15 protein-coding genes are annotated in these 19350 nt (G+C 69.6%); 10 read left to right on the top strand and 5 right to left on the bottom strand.

What is annotated here, in order from left to right:
* Positions 1 to 129 precede the first annotated feature (129 nt).
* The 7 genes from A6035_RS13280 to A6035_RS13310 all read left to right on the top strand — a co-directional run bounded on the left by A6035_RS13280 (position 130) and on the right by A6035_RS13310 (position 9960).
* A complete protein-coding gene (locus tag A6035_RS13280) occupies positions 130 to 888 on the top strand; it encodes a sulfite exporter TauE/SafE family protein (protein WP_235026703.1) in 759 nt (252 codons plus the stop codon).
* 138 nt (positions 889 to 1026) lie between these two features.
* Positions 1027 to 2070 (top strand): NADP-dependent oxidoreductase, encoded by a 1044-nt coding sequence (locus A6035_RS13285; protein ID WP_235026704.1) that lies wholly within the window; start codon positions 1027 to 1029, stop codon positions 2068 to 2070.
* Positions 2071 to 2245: 175 nt separating this feature from the next.
* Positions 2246 to 3379 carry a leucine-rich repeat protein gene (locus tag A6035_RS13290; protein ID WP_108848169.1) on the top strand — a complete coding sequence of 378 codons (1134 nt, stop codon included), beginning with the start codon at positions 2246 to 2248 and terminating at the stop codon, positions 3377 to 3379.
* 628 nt (positions 3380 to 4007) lie between these two features.
* Entirely contained in the window at positions 4008 to 4760 is a 753-nt protein-coding gene (locus A6035_RS13295) for a SipW-dependent-type signal peptide-containing protein (RefSeq protein WP_162534004.1), read from the top strand.
* 188 nt (positions 4761 to 4948) lie between these two features.
* Positions 4949 to 5464: a signal peptidase I gene (locus A6035_RS13300; protein ID WP_244192444.1), complete on the top strand. Its 516-nt coding sequence runs from the start codon at positions 4949 to 4951 to the stop codon at positions 5462 to 5464.
* Positions 5465 to 6641: 1177 nt separating this feature from the next.
* On the top strand, positions 6642 to 7172 hold the full coding sequence (locus tag A6035_RS13305) for a hypothetical protein (RefSeq protein ID WP_159149541.1): 531 nt from the start codon (positions 6642 to 6644) through the stop codon (positions 7170 to 7172).
* 67 nt (positions 7173 to 7239) lie between these two features.
* Entirely contained in the window at positions 7240 to 9960 is a 2721-nt protein-coding gene (locus A6035_RS13310) for an ATP-dependent DNA ligase (protein WP_108848173.1), read from the top strand.
* A gap of 195 nt (positions 9961 to 10155) precedes the next feature.
* Here A6035_RS13310 and A6035_RS13315 read toward each other — a convergent pair whose 3' ends face one another.
* Entirely contained in the window at positions 10156 to 10653 is a 498-nt protein-coding gene (locus A6035_RS13315; protein WP_108848174.1) for a DUF6328 family protein, read from the bottom strand.
* 304 nt (positions 10654 to 10957) lie between these two features.
* On the opposite strand from A6035_RS13315, the gene A6035_RS13320 reads away from it, so the two are divergent.
* The gene (locus A6035_RS13320; protein ID WP_108848175.1) at positions 10958 to 11503 is read left to right on the top strand and encodes a hypothetical protein; all 546 of its coding nucleotides are present in this window, start codon (positions 10958 to 10960) and stop codon (positions 11501 to 11503) included.
* A gap of 63 nt (positions 11504 to 11566) precedes the next feature.
* Here A6035_RS13320 and A6035_RS13325 read toward each other — a convergent pair whose 3' ends face one another.
* From A6035_RS13325 to A6035_RS13340, 4 genes are all read right to left on the bottom strand, one after another.
* Positions 11567 to 12736 (bottom strand): alpha/beta hydrolase, encoded by a 1170-nt coding sequence (locus A6035_RS13325; RefSeq protein ID WP_108848176.1) that lies wholly within the window; start codon positions 12734 to 12736, stop codon positions 11567 to 11569.
* Between the two features lie 247 nt (positions 12737 to 12983).
* Complete coding sequence (locus A6035_RS13330; protein ID WP_108848177.1) at positions 12984 to 13421, bottom strand: hypothetical protein; 438 nt, start codon at positions 13419 to 13421, stop codon at positions 12984 to 12986.
* Positions 13414 to 14949 (bottom strand): sodium:solute symporter family protein, encoded by a 1536-nt coding sequence (locus tag A6035_RS13335; protein ID WP_108848178.1) that lies wholly within the window; start codon positions 14947 to 14949, stop codon positions 13414 to 13416. The genes A6035_RS13330 and A6035_RS13335 overlap by 8 nt, the downstream gene beginning before the upstream one ends.
* A complete protein-coding gene (locus A6035_RS13340; RefSeq protein WP_108848179.1) occupies positions 14946 to 16727 on the bottom strand; it encodes an AMP-binding protein in 1782 nt (593 codons plus the stop codon). The genes A6035_RS13335 and A6035_RS13340 overlap by 4 nt, the downstream gene beginning before the upstream one ends.
* A gap of 66 nt (positions 16728 to 16793) precedes the next feature.
* Between A6035_RS13340 and A6035_RS13345 the strand changes: the two genes are divergently transcribed.
* Positions 16794 to 17573 carry an enoyl-CoA hydratase/isomerase family protein gene (locus A6035_RS13345; RefSeq protein WP_108848180.1) on the top strand — a complete coding sequence of 260 codons (780 nt, stop codon included), beginning with the start codon at positions 16794 to 16796 and terminating at the stop codon, positions 17571 to 17573.
* A 1-nt stretch (position 17574) separates the two neighbouring features.
* Positions 17575 to 19308 carry a helix-turn-helix domain-containing protein gene (locus A6035_RS13350; protein WP_108848181.1) on the top strand — a complete coding sequence of 578 codons (1734 nt, stop codon included), beginning with the start codon at positions 17575 to 17577 and terminating at the stop codon, positions 19306 to 19308.
* Positions 19309 to 19350 lie beyond the last annotated feature (42 nt).

Raw genomic sequence — 19350 nt, forward strand, 5'->3', positions numbered from 1 at the left:
GAATCAGGGCCGCGATCGCTCACCTCGTCGTCGTCACATAGTCACGGCGACCCTCACCTACGTGCCGGGCGGTGCCACCCCACCGATCGGCCAGCGGCCCCGCCGGAGGCACCTGGAATGCTGTTCCCCATGCCCGCCGACGTCGCGCCTCTGCTCCTGCTCGTGGCGGCGTCCGCCGTCATCCTCGGGACCGTGCTGCAGCGGGTCAGCGGGATGGGGGTCGGGCTCGTGGTCTCGCCGACGCTCGCGCTGCTGCTCGGGCCCGTCACCGGCGTACTGCTGACCAACATCACGACCGTCGTCTCCGCCGCGCTCATCGGGATCACGCTGCGACACGACATCGACTGGCAGCGCTACCGCCGCCTCGCTCCCCTGATCGTCGTGGGGTCCGTGCCCGGCGCGCTTCTGGTCGGCGCCGCGGACCGCCATTGGCTCGAGGTGATCATCGGTGTCGCCCTGATCGGCACGCTGCTGACGACCGCGTTGGTGCGGATCCCGCCCATGAGCGGACGCCTCCCCGCCGCCGCGGCCGGCACCGCCGGAGGATTCCTCAACACCGCCGTCGGCGTCGCCGCGCCCGCGATGCTGGTCTACGCGCAGGCGACCAACTGGCAGCAGCGGTCGTTCGCCGCGACCCTGCAGCCGATCTTCGGGACCATGGGCGTGGTATCCGTCCTGGTCAAGGTCGGGCTCGGCGCCGCGCCGGTCTCCGAACTGCCGCTGGCCGTTGTCTCGCTGGTCGTGGCGATGGTGCCGATCGGCATCGTCATCGGCGGCCTGGTCGCGCGGCGGGTGCCCGCGGCCGTGGGGCGGAAGGTGGCGATCGTCGTGGTCACCGTCGGCGCGCTGAGCCTGCTCGGGCGAGGATTGGCGGGCGTGATCGGCTGAGTCTGCTCGGGCGGGGCGTCGGGGGCCTGGCCGGAATCTTCTGAACGGCTGCGTGGTTACGCTGCGAGACAGCAGTCAATCGTGCCAACAATCCAGCGGACCGGCCCACACTGACCGGGTTCGCGGGAAAGAGGAACAATGACCGTCTCAACCGCCTCCGTCCGCGCCGTCGGAGTAACGACCTACGGTGGCCCCGACGCCCTGCAGGTCGTGGAAGTCCCCAAGCAGGAACTCGGCCCGACCGAGGTCCGCGTGCGCGTCACCGCCGCGACCATCAACCCCACCGACACCTACACGCGCAACGGTTCCCGCTCGAAGACCGGAACGCCGCGCGGAGCCGCAGACGTCCCGGGCATGGACATCGCCGGAACGCTCGTCGAGGTCGGCGAGGACGCGAACACCTCCCTGTCGGTCGGCGACCGGGTGATGGGGATCGTGGTGCCGCGAGACGATCACGGTGCGTACCGCGAGGACATCGTCCTGCCTGCACGCTCGATAACCGCCGCACCCCGCGATGCCGACGACATCGCCGCCTCGACGCTCCCGATGAACGGCCTTACCGCCCGGCGTGCGCTCGACCTGCTGGGGCTGGAGCCCGGTCAGGTCCTCGCCGTCACCGGGGCGGCGGGCTCGACCGGTGGATACGTCATCCAGCTGGCCAAGCATGACGGCCTCGTCGTGGTCGCCGACGCGTCCGAGGCGGACGAGGAACTCGTCCGGTCGCTCGGCGCCGATCAGATCGTCCGGCGCGGCGAGGGCGTCGCCGACCGCATCCTCGAGCTCTACCCCGACGGCGTCGACGGCCTCTTCGACGGATCCGTGCAGGAAGCCGCCGTCCTCCCCGCGGTCAAGACCGGCGGAGGCGTCGCGACGGTGCGGTGGTACCAGGGCGACGGCCAGCACGACCTGCAGGTCCATCCGGTGAGCGTGGCTGACATGGCCGAAGAGCAGGAGAAGCTCGACGAGCTGCGGCAGCTGGCGGAGGACGGCGTGGTGACACTCCGCGTCGCTGACAGCTATGCGCCCGAGGACGCGTGGCAGGCCCACGAGCGCCTCGAAGCCGGCGGCACCCGCGGACGACTGGTCATCGACTTCACGCGGAGATGCGCGGGCGGGGCTGGCGGGTGGGGCGGCACCGGCGTGAGTGGTGCGCTTAGGGTCGGTACCCCGCGCCTACGGTGACGCTTTTTCCTAAGAAGGTCCACATAACCGCCGATGGGAGAGTTATCGTGTGACCACATCGCGGTCGTTCGATACCTGCCGGTCACCCGGTGCCGCGTGGCACCCCCTGCCCCACGCGTCTCCCGCCGGCCCCTGTCGGACGGTGCGCGCGCCCGACTCATCAGGACGCTCTCCCATGCCCTCCGAACTGCCCACCATTACCGCCGCGACCCGCCGCCAACTGTCGTTCGCTCTCGCTCTACTCGGCAGAGGCGCGTTCGCCATGGCCCCGCTGGAATCGGTCGCCCTGCCGGACTCTCTCGAGAGCATCGACGACGAGGCGTTCGTCAGCAATCAGCTGGCGACGGTGACCCTGCCCCGGCACCTCACCCACCTGGGCGAGTACGCATTCAAGAACAACAAGCTGACCTCGCTGAGCCTGCCGGACTCCCTCACCGCGGTCAGGCGCGATGCGTTCGCCAACAACCTCTTGAAAGCCGTGACGCTGCCCGACGGCCTCACGACCATCGGCGACGGGGCGTTCATCGACAATCAGCTGACGTCGGTCACGCTTCCGGACACCGTCACCAGCGTCGGCGAGTGGGCATTCGCCAACAACGCGTTGACGTCGGTCAGGCGGCCCGACGGTGTCCGCAGCATCGGTCGGTCTGCGTTCGTCAGCAACAGGCTGACCTCGGTGACTCTGCCCGACGCTCTCACCACCGTGAGCAGATACGCGTTCGCCAACAACCGGCTGACGTCGGTCACCCTGCCCGAGGGACTCACCGCCATCGAGTGGGGCGCTTTCATGGACAACCGCCTCGAGACGGTCGAGATCCCCGCCCGGGTCGCCGAGATCGGCCCGCTGGCTTTCTGGAACAACCCCGGGTTGACCCGCGTCCGGTTCACCGGGCCCGCACCAAGCATCAGTGGCGCCGAGGAATCGGGGCCGTCACTCGCAGAATCTCCGGACCTGATCGTCGAGTTCGCCGCGCGGTATCAGCAGGACGTTGGGGGCTACACGACGCCTGAGTGGCACGGCTACCCCACGGTCCCCGCGTACACCGTCCTCTTCGACACCGGCGACGGTCCTGCCGTGGACCCGGTGACCATCTGGCCCGGCGAGGGCTTCGAGCCGCCCGCCCCAGCGCGGCCGGGCTACACCTTCACCGGCTGGTACACCTCGCCCGACCTGGCCACCCGATTCGATCCCGACGCCGCCGCCAGCCTCGACGAGGACATCACCGTCTACGCCGGATGGGAGCGCAGCAGCGGCCCGGACGGTGGCGGCTCCTCGGCCCTTGGCAGTCTCGGCAGTCTCGGCAGCTGATGGCTGGCGTCGCACAGAGACAACAAGGCCCTGGCCACAGCGCCGATTGAAGACGGACCACGGCTCGGACGCTGGCGCAGCGTCCGGGCCGTCCACTGCTTGTCCGGCGCGTCGGGCGCCGCAGCTTTCGAGTCCCGTCAGCGCCGGACACTCGGGCGGGTGGATCCCATCGGCCCGGCCGCCGGTCACCTCGGACGCTCGATCAACTGATCAGCAACCTCCGCGAGGTCGCCTGCGGGCCAGGAGAACTGAGGCACCGGCCGCGAGTCCCGAACGCTGTTAGGCCGGGTCTGCCACCCCCGCGGCACGGTCTTCGCGGCACCACCGCACCGTGGCCAGTGCGTATACGCCGCCCAGTGCGCCAGTCCCGCGCCCCCAGCAGGGGCAGAACGAGGGTGGCGGGCACGTTGTCGTCGTCGCCATTTGCTTGGATCTCCAATCTTCTAAATCGAGTGTCCAAGTCAGTCGACCAGAACGCTCTATCCGGTACGCCACTCACCGCAAAAGCCGAGGTTTTCCTCATAGTGCCTGCTAAAGTGCGGTTGTCCCGAGAAACATCGATGTGTGAATAAGTCAACAATTTCGAGCATTCCGGTTGCTACTGACGAGTAGATGAAGAATGCTAAACGTGTCGCATCAACGAGCGTTGGTGCAGGACCCCTCCGAGAAAGGCATCCCGATGAGCACCTCGCCCGAGGCCCCGCAGCCCCAGCCCGCCGCCAAGAACCAGAACCGTCGGAAGAAGGCCCGCGTGATCATGGCCTCCGGTCTCGTCCTGGGCATCGGCGCCGCCGTGACCCTTGCCGCGTGGTCGGACACCGTGTGGGGATCGGGCACGTTCGGCACCGAGGGCAACGCCTTCAACACCCAGGGCTCGTTCGACGGCGGCACCGATTGGAAGGAGCACGTCTCCTCGACCGGCACCGGCGACAACGGGCCGGGAGCCATGTCTTTCGCCCAGAACGCCAACGCCCTCATCCCCGGCGTTCCCGTTTACCAGCTGGTCGGACTGCACGAGGCTGAGGGGAATCTCGGCGCCGACATCGTCCTCAAGCGGACCAATGCCGACACCAGTGCGCTGAAGGACGTCGTGAAGGTCGCTGTCGCCGACGCCGGCACCGGCGAGACCGCACCGGCGTGTGGAGCCGGCACCACCTTCGGTGCACCCGTGACGATCGGGGCGCCTGCCTCCCAGATGCTCACCACCGACATCGCTGCGGATGGCTACCGCTGGGTGTGCTTCTCCGCGACCCTCGATGACAAGGCCACCCCGGCGGTCTCCAACAAGGTGTCCCAGCCGATTCTCTGGGAGTTCGCGGCCACCTCCAAGAACGCACCCGCCACCCCGACCGCTACCACCAGCCCGGCCAACGTCAGGTAGTCCGCGCCGCGTAGGCGACGGCGGGTGACCCGCCGTCGCCCTCGCCGACACCCGCTCAATTTCCTCCTCCCCTCCCCCCTCACCTCCGCCCTCGTCAGGAGATCGCCATGAGCGCACAGACTGCGCCTTCCCCGTCCGAGGCGTCCGTCTCGGCAGTTGCCTCTCATCGAGTGCCACGTGGCCGGTCAGTGTGGTCGTACATCGGCGGCGGCATCGGCAACCTGCTCGCGGCCGGCGGCGTGGTGTGCATCGCGCTGGTGATCCTCGCGGTGTCGATGAACATCTCGCTGATCATGTTTAAGACCGGCTCGATGTCGCCGACGATCCCCACCGGGTCCGTCGCAGTGGTCAAGGAGATCTCCGCCGACGAGATCCGCGTGGGCGACGTCATCACGGTAGATCGCGAAGAGGGCCAACTCCCCGTCACCCACCGGGTGGTGGAAGTGCACACGCAGTCACCCGGCGAGGCACTCGTGCAGATGAAGGGTGACGCCAACCCCATCGTCGACCCGGGCATGTATCGGGTCGAGACAGTCCGCAAGGTCCTCTGGTCCGTGCCCGAGCTCGCCAAGGTGATCGTGTGGTTCGGCAACCCCTACGTCCTGGGCGGGATCAGCCTGATCGCCGCGCTCGGCGTGCTGTGGGCGTTCTGGCCGAAGAAGGACGAGGGGGACGACGCGAGCGAGAGGTCCGGAGATGCGTAGGTCACGCGGCATCCTTCGTCTGAGCCTGGCATTCGTCGGTGTCCTGGCGCTGATGGCCACGGTGGCCCTGAGCGCCATCACCATTCGCCCTACAGAGGCGACGTGGCAGGACCGAGTCATGGGGACCTCCCAATTCGGGACCAGCGAAATCGCTGGCCAGAACTTCGCAAGGTCCGCCGCGGCTTATGGTTCCCTCAAGCCCTGGCTCTCCGGCGCGAGGAACCTCGGGTCGGTTCAGCGCGAAGTAGCTCCGCCCACCCATTGGATCGCGCGCAACGAAGTGCCCTCTAACTGGCGCAATGAGTCCGCCGGCGACGCCTGGACCTCGGTTCGGGCAAGTGCTGACACTCGGACGTGCGCGCGTCGTGAAAACCAGCAGCCTGACGGGTGCCAGTTCGAAGATCTCCCGGATGGCCCCGGAACTAGCTACGCCGTGTCCCAGACCAGGGATCTCGAGGCGACAGCTTGGGCCCTGTTAGTGAGGGTGCCTCTCGTTCGTACTTCTTCCACGCCGATCACCGCTACCGCTTCGTGCGCTCCTGGCGTGGACGGCGATGCCTCGATTTCCGGTTCTCCAATTACGATCGGCGGATTTCTTTGGAACTCTGGTGACCAAATTTCGATACCCAGTGAAGGCCGTCAGGTCTCCTTCACCAGGAACATCGGGCTGTATACGTACAAGGGAGTCCTCCAGCATCACAGTGTTGAAAAGAACGGCTATGCCCTGTCCCAACTCCGACTCTTCGTCGAAGCATCAGGAAACGTTCTCGGCTCCGACCCTTGGACCTTCCATGTAATTCTCGCCCACGCCGAATGTGGCGCTTCTAGTTCCTTTACTGGTGCACCAACCCGCCCCAGCACCTCTTGGCCCAGCCCGCTCCCAGAGCAACTCGGTCGGGTATCTGCCATGCGGACTGCCGAAGTCTTGCAAACAGAGACCCAGGCAGCGCCGGCTAGTGAAACTCCCCCGGGCAACGTCGACGAGACGGAGTTGCCTTCGTTGGAGGACGTCGCGGACGACGAGTCGTCGACAGACGAGGAGGGCAAATCGACCGAGGCGGCCCCGAGCCCGACCGCCTCGCCGCAACCGACCCAGTCCTCAGAACCGCTCGCCGCGGAGCCGGAGACTGTGGACTCAGAGCCTGCAACGTCGGAGCCGGCGACTTCTGAGCCGACCGTGCCCACCACCGTTCCCGAGGGTCCGCAGAACCCAGAGGCGGTGCGCGTCGGCCGGGAGTTCGAAGTGGTCACCCGCGACGGCCTCGAGCTCGGCACCGCAAGGATCGACGATATCGTCCGCACGCCCGGCTGCGGAGCGGAGCTAACCCTGAGCATCCGCACCTCTGCCGAGGCGGGCCCCGACCGGTGGGCGTCCATCGGCCCGGGCGACTTCGCCGAGGTCCGCCCCAGCGGGTCGATCCGCAGGGCCGGCACCGTCACCTCGGACTGTGATCAGTCGACCAACTCCAGGATCGCAGCGCTCTCGGCGAGCCGGGAGTACGAGATCGTCATCGCGATAGCGCTCGACGACTCCGCGCAGCAGGCCATGCTCCGACCCGACGGCACCGCCGGGTGGATGTTCGACCTGCCGCCGCTGCCTAAGGTGACCGCCACGACCAGCCCGTCGGCGCCGGCGACCACCTCGAGCCCGACCACAGACGCGAGCGAGCCCAGCGTCGAGACGTCGGTGACCACCGCCGAGGCATGAGCCACCCTCGGCAGGGACGCCCACCGAGCCGGTCGCCAGTGTCCGAGTCGGATGCGAGAGTGGTCCCATGGCGACTAAGGGGCAGAAGGAGTCGGTGAAGGTCGACGGGCGGACCGTGCGGTTCACCCACCCCGACAAGGTGCTCTACGAGGCCACCGGCACCACCAAGGCCGACGTGCTGGAGTACTACACGGCCGTCGCGCCGCTGCTCATGACCTACGCCGGCAACCGGCCCGTCACCCGCAAGCGCTGGCCCGACGGCACTGACGCCGACTCCTTCTTCGAGAAGAACCTGCCCCAGCACGCGCCCGACTGGGTGCCGAGCGTGACCATCGAGCACTCCTCGCGCACCGTCCGTTACCCGGTGCTCGACTCCCCCGCGACCCTGGCCTGGTTCGCCCAGCAGGCCGCCCTCGAGCTGCACGTGCCGCAGTGGACTCTCACGAACGGTGAGCCGGGGAGGACGCGGCGGATCGTCATCGACCTCGATCCGGGTGAGGGCGTGGAACTGGATACGACGGCGAAGGTCGCCCTGCGCGTCCGAGATTTGCTGTCCGAGGCGGGACTCGAGTCGTTCCCGGTCACCAGTGGCTCCAAGGGGATCCACCTCTACGCCCGGCTGGACAAGGCCGTCACCGCCGCCAGCGCCTCCAAGGTGGCCAAGGAGATCGCGCAGTCCCTCGCCAAGCAGACCCCGGACCTGGTCACCGCCACCATGAAGCGCTCCATCCGCGACGGCAAGGTGTTCGTCGACTGGAGCCAGAACAGCGGCGCCAAGACCACCGTCGCGCCGTACTCCCTACGCGGGCGGGCCGAGCCGTGGGTGGCCGCGCCCCGCTCGTGGGAGGAACTCGGCGACGGCGGCCTGACGCACCTGCACTGGGACGACGTCCTCAAGCGACTGGACTCCGACGGCGACCTCCTCGACGGCCTCGAGGGCACGGCCAAGAAGGGCGGCTCCGCCAAGAAGAAGCCCGCCACGAAGGCCCCCGCCAAGAAGACCCCGGCCGAGAAGAAGGCGTCCTCGTCCGGCTCGGCGTCGCGGGCCAAGAAGTCGTCCGGGGGCAAGAAGAGCTCGTCGTCGTCGGATGACGAGGACCCCGACCGCGCGGACACCGACGCTGACGACACCGACGGCTCCACCGGCGACACCGACTCGGACGGCGCGGACACCCGCGCCGCCGAGGCCGAGGGCTGCGACGCCTCCCCCACCAGCGAGGACGCGGTGGTCACGAGCCTGGCGGAGTACCGGCGCAAGCGGGATCGCCGTCGCACGCCCGAGCCGTTCGAGGACGAGGTCGAGACCGATCGCTCAGAGGGCGACGGGCCCATCTTCGTGATCCAGGAACACCACGCGCGCCGCCTGCACTACGATCTGCGGCTCGAACACCACGGGGTCCTGGCCTCGTGGGCCGTGCCCAAGAACCTGCCCACCGAGCCCAAGGACCGCCGGCTCGCGGTGAACACCGAGGACCACCCGCTCGGTTACGAGACGTTCGAGGGCACCATCCCCAAGGGCGAGTACGGCGCCGGCCACATGACCATCTGGGACCGCGGCACCTACGAGTGCGAGAAGTGGCGCGAGGACGAGATCATCGTGTGGCTCGACGGCGACAAGGTCTCCGGCCGGTACGTCCTCGTCCGCACGAGCGCCGAGAAGAACCAGTGGATCGTGCAGTACATGAAGGACCAGTCGCCCGACTCCTTCTACGGCGGCCGCGACAACCCGAAGTCGCGGTATCCCGAAGGCGACAAGTCCGCGTCGCGCTCCGGCGGCAGCGGCTCCGGAGGTTCCGGCCGCGCGTCCCGCTCCGACGACTCCGACCGATCCGACAGCGCCGCCCGCCCCGACACGCCCCCGCTCCCCATGATCCCCACGGCCGCCGAGGTCACCGGGCTGCCCGACGACACGTGGGCGTTCGAGGGCAAGTGGGACGGTTACCGCGTGACCGTGGCGACCAACGGCGAGCAGACCCGCCTGGTCAGCCGCAACGGCAACTCCATGGACTGGCTCGCCGACGGCTTCCCCGGACTGGCCGAGACACTCGAGAAGCCCGCCGTGATCGACGCGGAGCTCGTCATCCTCGACTCCAACGGCGTGCCCGACTTCGCCTCGCTGGCCAAGCAGGCCGCCGCCGAGGGCAAGGACTCGTCTCTTCCGCCGGTCGAGCTGTTCGTCTTTGACGTGCTCGAGGTCGACGGCGTGGATCTGCAGTCGCAGCCGTGGGAGCGTCGCCGCGAGGTGCTGGACCTGCTCGCCCCGGCGTTGACCGAGGTCGAGCGTGTGCACGTGCCCGACGTCCTCGACGGGCCCGGCGACCGCGCCCTGGCCGAGGCCGAGGAGTACGGCTGGGAGGGCATCGTCGCCAAGCGTCGCGACTCGAAGTACGAGTCAGGCCGGCGGTCGAAGGCGTGGCTCAAGCAGAAGCTGCTCACCACCACCGAGGCGGTCGTCGGCGGCTGGCGGCCCGGCAAGGGCGGACGCTCCGGCTCGCTGGGCTCCCTGCTGCTGGGCGTGCCCGCCGAGACGGGGCTGGCCTACATCGGGCGCGTCGGCACCGGGTTCACCGACAAGCAGGCGCGCGCCCTGCTCGACGAGCTCGAGCCCCTGCGCCGGAAGACCAGCCCCTTCGTGGAGCAGCTGCCCGCTGACGCCCGCCGCGATGCCATCTGGGTCCTACCCAAGATCGTCGTGGAGGTCCGCCACCAGGGCTTCACCGACGACGGCAACTTGCGCCAACCCTCCTGGCGCGACATCCGCCGCGACAAGCTGCCAGGGGACTTGTAGCGGTGCTGACCTGCAGTGCCCTGGACGGGGGTTTCAGGGCACCGCTGGCAGATCGGCGCCGGGCGGCGGCTCGCCCACCTCGCGACTGCGGCCGGAAGCTTGTCGGCACCACTGCGAAAAAGCGGCCCGGAAAGCGCAATGGTTACACCAAAGTTCGGAAGAGCGATCGCCGGTCGCCGCGCCGCCGCACGCCCCTCAGTCGGCGACGTAGGGATTCGTCGGGGCACGTCGACGCATCCTCGCGGGGACCACGAACAGCATGACGGCCACGAACGCGGCCATCACAGCCGCCGCGGCAAGGCCCCACACCGTCCCCATCACCAAGGTGAAGATGAGCGCGACCAGGCCGACCATCGCGACAGAGAGGATCGTCAGCCCCACGCGCGCCAACCTCGCGGACACCCAGAGCACCCGGTCCTTACGGTGGGAGCGGAACACCGCGCGATGGATCATCACCGGCGCCAGCAGGATCACGGACGAGGTCAAGGTGAGCGTCAGAACCGCCAGGTAAAGGGTTCGGGCGCCACCGCCGAGCTCCGCAAAACGCTCCTGGAACGGCACGACCAGCAGGAAGCCGGTAAGGACCTGGCCGCCGGTCTGGACGATGCGTAACTCCTGCAGCAGCTCGATCCAGTTGCGGTCGATCCGCTGGGCCTCGGTCTCGTCGCGCTCGCGGGGTTGCTCGACCTCCATGCCGCTCCTCTCGCCGCGGAACCCTTATCGTTCCCCGGCCCACCTGCTGGTGGCGGGTCTTTGCCGGGAATCGTCACCACTCCGCCGGTGCCGCCCACCCCCGGTGGCCCGGCGTGGCGGAGGGCGGGCTCGTCGTCGTGGCCGTCGCTCCCTAACCCTCGCAGGGCGACGGCCGTGTCTCCCTGGTCGCTGACCTGCAGTGCCCTGGGCGGGGGTTTCAGGGCGCCGCAGGTCAGCGCGGTTCGCGGCCACCCCGGTGAGGCGAACGGCGACCGCGGGTCCGCGCGTCGGGCAGCATGAAGGCATGGTCAAGTCGTCGAGTACCGCCGCCGTCGCCGCCGCCACCGGCCGCTCGTGGGAGGACTGGGTCGAGCTGCTCGACCGCGAGGGCGCCCGCGAGCTCAAGCACACCGCCATCGCGCGGCTGACGTTGCAGCACATGCCCGAGTCGGTGGAGCAGCGCGAATGGTGGGCGCAGCACGCCGCCGTCGCCTACGAGCAGCACGCCGAGCTGCGAGTCCCCGGGCAGTCCTGCGACGGCGACTTTCAGCTGTCCACCTCGAAGACCGTGGCCGGCGACAAGGACGCGGCGCTCGAGGCGTGGGTGGCGCTCGTCGGTGAGCGCGAGGAGTTCGGCGGGGTCGAGATCGAGGCCGAGCCGTCCACCTCGAGCACCGAGAAGTGGCGCTACTGGCGGGTGCCGCTGGCAGACGGATCCCGCGTGGCCCTGAACTTCAGCGACAAGGCCGGCGGCAAGTGCACCGTGGGACTGGTGCACAGCAAGCTCGACTCGGCCGAGGCCATCGGCTATTGGCGGCCCGTGTGGAAGGAGCAGCTCGCGCAGCTCTGACCGCGATCAGCACAGTTAGCAGGCGCCAGTAGGTGTTAGCCGTTGGCGCCTGCTGACACCGCCTCAGGCCTGCTGCAGTGACGGCTCGATGTACTCCCAGGCCTCGTCGAAGTTCTCAAGGAAGGTCGGCCAGTTGTGCAGCCCGGTGTCGAGGTAGTCGACCCGGTGATCGATGCCCTCGGCGTTCAGCGCCCGCTCCAGCGCTTGGGCGCCCTCGAGCGAGCCGCGCTCGATGATGATGCCGAGGACCACGCCCAGCATGTCGGCCCCGTAGTAACCGAGGTCGTCGGGCCCGATCTCGCCGCTGCCGGTGGAGAAGTACACGGGCATCTCGGCCAGGCCCTCCACGTGCGAGACCGTGTCGTTCTCGCGCCACCGCTCACTGCGGTACGGCCCCCACATGTTCTCCAGGTCGCCGCCGCGGAGCTCCACGGCGAGCCGCAGGTTCTGGTACCCGATGCCGTCCATGGTGGAGTAGTAGCCACTGAAGGCCATGACCCCGTCATAGAGCTCGGGGTAGGTGGCCGCGAGGTGCATGGCGGCCTGGGCGCCGGCTGAGGCGCCGCCGATGGCGGCCTTGCCGGTGGTGGACTCGCCCATGCTGGCAAGTCCCTGCTCGATGATGCCGGGCAACTCCTCGGTGATAAAGGTCTCCCACTTGTTGTAGCCGAGCGCGGAGTCCGCGTTCTCCCAGTCGGTCCAGTAGGCACCGCCGGCCCCGGTCGGGGCGACAACGTGCACGTTCTCGTCGGCCATGCGGGACGCGATGTCGGCACGGTGGTTCCAGCCACTGTCACCCTCGGGCGCGTCCACGCCGTCGAGCATGTAGAGAACGGGGGCCTTGTCGGACACGCGCGACGGCACGACCTCGAGGATCACCTCGCGGTGCATCGCCGCGGAGCGGACCAGCCAGTACTGGTATTCGCCTTCGGTCCGCTCGACCTCGACGAACTCGCTCGTGGTGATCCTCGGATCGACCGGGCGGGGCGTCTCGACGGGCATCGACGAGCCCTCGCCGGTGAGCGGGAGGTCGGCGGAACCCACAGCGCCCAGGAGGTCGGCCGTCGAGCCGACGGGCACGGAGCCGACGCCCTCGATGATCGACCCGAGCTGCTGCTCGCTGAGGCTTGACAAGTCCAGCTCGGGCTGCGCGGCGGCGGGGGAGGCGACACCGAGGGCAAGCGCGAGGGCGAGCGCGCCGGCCACGGGGAGCCGGAGGGACGGAAAAGCCATGATGCTCCAGAATTGAGGTGCGATAACGCGTTTAATCTTAACAGAACTTACTGCCAGGCTGAGTATTGTCTGTGAGCGACCAGCCCAATCAGTTCCGACGCGCGCCTTCACCCGGCCGCGCGACAACCGCGTGGTACACCTGCAGCCGCTCACGACAATTCGTGAGCGGCTGCAGTGGTTGCGCGCGACTGTAAGGAAAGCGCTCTGACCTGCGGGGCCCTGACGGGGCCGTGCAGAGGTCCCCAGGTCACTCAGCCACGGCCGCCAGCCGCTTCTCGTCGATGGTGCGGTCGAAGACGAATGCGTACAGCAGTCCGGCGCCGACGGCCGTGTACGGCCAGATGAGGTAGACGATCACGCCCATCGACATCGGGAGGCCCCAGAAGGTCGCATCACCGGCCTCGGCGATCACCGACCACACCACCAGCACGGCCAGGACCGCGCAGTAGGCGCCGATACCGATCGTCGAGGCGCGGTCCCAGGTCCCGTTCGCGCGCAGCGAGCCGAGCAGCATCATGGCCACCGCGAACAGCGGGACGGCCAGGAAGACCATCTGCCAGACGTCGAAGAGCATGCCGACCAGTGCGAACGCGGCCACGCCGACGAACACGTGGATAAGGGTGCCGGCGCGCTTGTGCTCGGGAATCGGGGCGCCGGCGCGGTCGAGGGCGGCGAGATCAGACATGGTCGGGCCTTTCGGTGGAGGCGGCGGGCGAGGTGGCGGCGAGCGAGCCGTCGGTCCGGGCGACGGGGCCGCCGTAGAGGAACGCCAGGGTCGCGTCGGGGTGGCGGTTGCTCGTCATGAGGGAGACGACGTAGAAGAGCACGATCGACACGAGCAGCGAGATGCCGCCGACCTGCATGTAGGTGGGCACGGAGATGACGTCGCGGGCGGCCAGCGAGCTGATGATCATGTTGCCGAGGATCGCGAAGACCACCGTGACCGTCGCGGCCGTGGCGGTCGCGCGCTCCCAGTAGATCGACATGACCACCGGGCCCACGATCGCCGCGGCGAACGCCGCCCAGCCCAGCGCGCCGAGCAGGAACACGACCTGCGAGAGGAACAGGGTGAGCAGGACCGACAGCACCACCAGCGTCAGGGTCGACACCCGACTCCAGAGCACCTCACGCACCACGCGGATGCCGAAGGCGCCGGGCAGGTCGCGCATCATCGAGGAGGCGCCGATGGTGATGAAGCTCGAGGCCGAGGACATGATCGCCGCGAGCAGGCCGGTCAGGGCGATGCCGCCGACGATCGGGTGCGTCACCGAGTCGAGGAACCAGATGGCGGTGTCGTCGATGTTCTCCAGCTCGGGGGCGTCACCGGTGATCGTCATGGAGCGGGTGGCCAGGCCGATGCCCACCGAGAACAGGGTGGTCACGGCGTAGGCGATGCCGGCGACCGCGGCGCCCCACTTGAGCTGGGTCATGTCGCGCAGCATGAGGAACTTGGTGAGCAGCTGCGGCTGACCCACGGCGCCGACGAAGATGAGCAGGCCGAACGCGAAGATGTACGTCGGCGACTGCACCCCGTCGATCGCCAGCAGTTCGGCACTGGTCGAGGAGATGGTGCCGAGCATCGGCACCCACCCGCCGGCCACCTGGACGGCGAAGAAGAACAGCCCGACGGACATGACCACCATGAGGACGCCCTGGATGAGATCGGTCCACACGGCGGCGAGCATGCCGCCGGCCATGGTGTACGCGGCCACGACGAGCGAGCCGATCCACGCGCTGGTCGCCACGGAGGTGCCGAGCAGCAGGGAGATGATGACGCCGATCGAGGTGACCTGCGCGGTCATGTACGCGATCGACGCGATGAACACCGCGACCGACATCGTGGCGTGCGAGGTGCGGTCCTGGAAGCGGACCCGGATGAGGTCGGGCACCGAGTAGACGCTGTGCTTCTTGCCGATCCAGTTGAGCCGGCTGCCCAGGAGGAACCAGGCCGCGGCGAAGCCGAACGGCGCGAAGAGGCCGACGGCGATGAGCGCCTGGAGGCCCCACGAGTACGTCTGCCCGGTGCCGCCGACCATGCCCCAGCCCGACTGGATGGAGGAGAAGCTGGCGATGGCCATGACGAAGAAGCCGAGCGACTGTCCGGCGACGAGGAATTCCTTGGCCGATTTCATCTTGGTGTTGGCCCACGCGCCGATGGCGAACATCAGCACGAAGTAGGCGATCACCACGCCTATGACGACGGGATTGTTCACGACTTGTCCTTTGTCTGGCCGGCGGAGAACGAGGCACGTAGCTGCGCCCGGCGGATCTTGCCGGTGTTGGTGGTGGGCAGTTCGTCGAGGAAGACGACCTCCCGCGGGTATTGGTAGAAGGCCAGCCGTTCCTTGACGAACGCCTGGATCTCGCGCGCGAACTCGTCGCCCGCGTCGGCATCGGCGGACGGGACGACGTACGCCACGATCGACTCTCCGCGCAGCTCGTCCGGCACGCCGATCACGGCGACCATCTCGACGGCCGGATGGCGCAGGATCTGGTCCTCGATCTCGCCGGGGCCCACGCGGTAGCCGGCCGACGAGATCAAGTCGTCGTTGCGGCCGGAGAACCAGAAGTTCCCCTCGTCGTCGACCTTCGCCAGATCACCGGTGTGCAGCACACCGCCGGCGGTCTTCTCGTCCGTCTTCTCGGGCGCGTTCCAGTAGCGCAGGAAGGCGTTCGGGCTGGGCAGGCGCACGCAGATCTCGCCGACCTCCCCCGCGCCGACCGTCTGGCCGAGCTCGTCGAGCAGTTCGAGGTCGAAGCCGGGCGTCGGGCGGCCCATGGAACCGGGCGGGGTGTCGAACTCGACGTGGCACGTGCCCACGATGAGGTTGCACTCGGTCTGGCCGTAGATCTCGTTGACCTGCACGCGCAGCGCCTCGCGGGCCCATTCGGCCACGGCCTCGCCGAGCGCCTCGCCGCCGGAGAACGCCGCGCGCAGGCCGGTGCGCGAGTAGTCGACGTCGGAGGTGCGCATCATCTTGAGGATCGTCGGCGGCAGGAACGAGCAGGTCACGCCGTGACGCCGGAGGATGTGCTCGACGTTCTCCGGGCTCGGCCGCCGGTCGGAGGCCACCACGGGCACGCCGCTGTAGAGGCTCGGCAGCAGCACGTCGAGCAGCCCACCGGCCCACGCCCAATCGGCGGGGGTCCAGAACACGTCGGTGCTCTCCCCTGCCGCGGCGCTGTCCCCTGCCGCGGCGCTCTGCCCCGCCGCTCCGCCCGGGAACCCGTCGAGCGCGCGCACGACGCCAGGCATGTGCCCCAACACGACGCGATGTCCGTGGAGCGCGCCCTTGGGCTGGCCGGTGGTACCGGAGGTGTAGATGAGCAGCGCGGGGTCGTCGGGGCCGGTGTCAGGGGTGACGACGGCGAGGTCCGCCCCCTCGGCCACCGCCAGCGGCAGCACGGTGAGCGCGCCGGCGCCCGACTCGTCAATCGCCGGCGCCGTGCCCGCCGCGAACATCGCCCCGGCCACCGACGAGGTCGCCTCCGGCACGGCGTCGCCGGTCACGAGCACGGTGCGCAGCTCGGGCAGGTCGGCGAGCTCGCCGGCGAGGCGGGCGTAGCAGTCGGCGTCGAACACGGCCGCGACCGCGCCGGAGTCGCCCATGCGGAACAACGCGGCCTCTGGCCCGAACTTCACCGACAGCGGCACCGCGATCGCCCCCATGAGGTACGCGGCGACGTGCGCGACCGCGGTCTCCGCGGACTGGGCGCACATCACGGCGATCCGGTCGCCCTCGCCGACCCCGCGCTCGCGCAGGAACGTGATGAGCCGGCGGGCCCGCTCGCCGAGCTGCCCGAACGTGGTCACCTCCGGCGGGGCGTCGCCGCGGTCCACCACGATCGCGGGTGCTTCCGGCGGATGCGCGTCCGTGCACGCCGCGCCGATGTTGAATCGCTCCGGGATCTCCCAGCGGAAGTCCTCGGGCCGCAGCGGCGGACGCCAGGGTTTCTGGCTCTGTGTGATCTCTCTTACCTGAGGGTGCATACCTCGACCGTAGAAGTGGCCTGGTTCACATACAATGGAGATTCCCCCTAGCTTCGGAGCCTCACCATGTATGAATTCCTATCCCTCGACGTCACCGACGGCATCGCCCTCATCACCCTGAACCGCCCGCCGGTCAACGCTCTGTCCCGCGCGATGCAGGAGGAACTGCGCGCGGTGTCGGCCGAGGTCTCGGGCCGCGACGACGTCGACGCCGTGGTGTTCACCGGCAGCGAGCGCGTCTTCGCCGCCGGCGCGGACATCAAGGAGATGCGCGACATGACCCACGCGCAGATGGTCACCGAGGCCCGCTCCCTGCAGTCGGCGTTCTCGGCCGTCGCCGCGATCCCCCAGCCCACCGTCGCCGCGATCACCGGCGCGGCCCTGGGCGGCGGCATGGAACTCTCCCTGTGCTGCGACCGCCGGATCGCCGAGTCCAAGGCCAAGCTCGGCCAGCCCGAGATCCTCCTCGGCATCATCCCCGGGGCCGGCGGCACCCAGCGCCTGACCCGGCTCGTCGGCCCGGCCGTCGCCAAGGACATCTGCCTCACCGGCCGCACCCTCACCGCCGGCGAGGCCCTGGAGCTGCGGGCCGTCGAGGAGGTCGTCGAGGACGGCCGGGCCACCGAACGCGCCCTCGAGTGGGCCCGCCAGTTCGTCGGCGGGCCCCGCATCGCCCTGCAGGCCGTCAAGGAGGCCGTCGACCGCGGTATCGAGGTGGACCTCGACTCCGGCCTGGCCATTGAACGCGCCCTCTTCGCCGCCCTGTTCGCCACCGAGGACCGCGAACTCGGCATGCAGTCGTTCATCGACAACGGCCCCGGCAAGGCGCAGTTCACCGGCCGCTGACATGGCGGTCGACCTGGCCCTCGGCCTGCGCGACGTCCTCGACGCCTCCGCCGAACTCGCCTCGGCGGAGGACGAGGACGCCGTCCTGCACATCGCCATCCGGCGGGCCCGCCAGATCGTGGGCACCGACCTGGCGTACGTCATGCTGCTCGACCCCGAGCGCGGCGACACCTACATGCGCATGGCCGAGGGCGCGACCAGCCCCCGCTTCGACACCATCCGCCTCGGCATGGGCCTCGGCCTCGGTGGGCAGGTCGCGGAGGCGATGGCACCCCGCTGGACCCGCAACTACCTCGCCGACGAGCAGTACACCCACGTGATCGACCCGATCATCATCGACGAGGGCGTCAAAGCCATCCTCGGTGTCCCGGTGCGCACGTTCGGCCGGCTCACCGGGATGTTGTTCACCTCCGACCGCTCCGAACGCGACTTCACCCAGGACGAGATCACCCTCCTCGCCCTGCTCGCCGACCAGGTCTCGGCCGCCCTCACCGCCGCCGAACGCGCCACCCGACGCCGCCGCGAACTCGACGCCACCCTCGACGCCCTCGACGCGGCCCACGCCGAGTCCGCCCGCCTCGCCGGCGTCGTCGACCTCCACGAACGCCTCACCCGGCTGGTCGTGGCCGGGGCCACCGTCCCCGAGATCGTCGACCTCGTGGTGGACATCGGCGGAGGCTCCGCCGCCGTGTTCGACCTCGCCCACCGGGAGATCGGCTGGGCGTGCCCGCCCGAGGGACCGCCGCTCGACCTGCTGCGGCGGGTCGTCGACGACGTCGCCGCGGACACCGAGCGGACCGACGGACCCGTCACCCGGTCGGTGGACGGCCACCTCGTCGTCGTCACCCCGGTCGTCACCGGGCCCGACCACCTCGGGTACGTCACCTTCGGCAGCCGGGGCCCCGTCCCCGCGATCGGGCGGGCGCTCGGGCGCGTGGCCTCGGTGATCGCGCTGATCCTGCTGGGGCACCGCGCGCGCGACGAGGCCGACAACCGCGTGCGCGGCGAGCTGCTGGCCGAGGTGCTGGCGCCCGGCGAGCACGACCTCGAGGCGATCGGGCGGCGTGCCGCGCTGCTCGGCGTGGACGTCGACACCGACCTCGTCGCGCTGGTCATCACCCCCGCCGAGGACCGGATGCCGCGCGCGCTGCAGGCCGAGTGCCGCGCGCTCGCCCGCGCCGACGCCGGGCTCGTCACCACGTACGGCGACCGCGCCGTCATGCTGCTGCCCGGGTCAGACGCCGGGGCCACCGCCCGCGACGTGGCCGCCCGGCTCGCCGCGCATCAGGCGACCGTCGGCGGCTCCGGGCCGGTCGGCGGGGTGACCGGCCTCGCCGATGTGGGCGATCACGTCGAACGCGCCCGCCGGGCCGCGCGGCTCCTCATCGCGCTGGACCGCGCCGGTTCCGGTGCCGCCGCCCAGGAACTCGGGCTGTACGGGCTGCTGTTCAGCGAGACCGACCGCGAGTTCGTGGGGCAGTTCATCGAGCGCAACCTCGGGCCGGTTCGCGCCGCCGACCGCGCCCGCGGCACCTCCCTGCTCGACACGCTGCAGGCCTGGTTCGCCGCCGACGGCAGCCCGTCTGCGACCGCCGACCGGCTGTTCGTGCACGTCAACACCGTCTACCAGCGGCTCGACCGCCTCGACACGATCCTCGGGCCCGGCTGGCGGCGCGGCGACCGGGCCCTCGAGCTGCGGCTCGCACTGCGGATGGCGGAGTTGCGCGGGGTCTGAGCGGCGCCCTCCCGCGCGTCGCGACCTGCCGCGACGCGCGGC

The organism is Dietzia lutea (genome assembly GCF_003096075.1).
Classification (GTDB): Bacteria; Actinomycetota; Actinomycetes; order Mycobacteriales; family Mycobacteriaceae; genus Dietzia; species Dietzia lutea.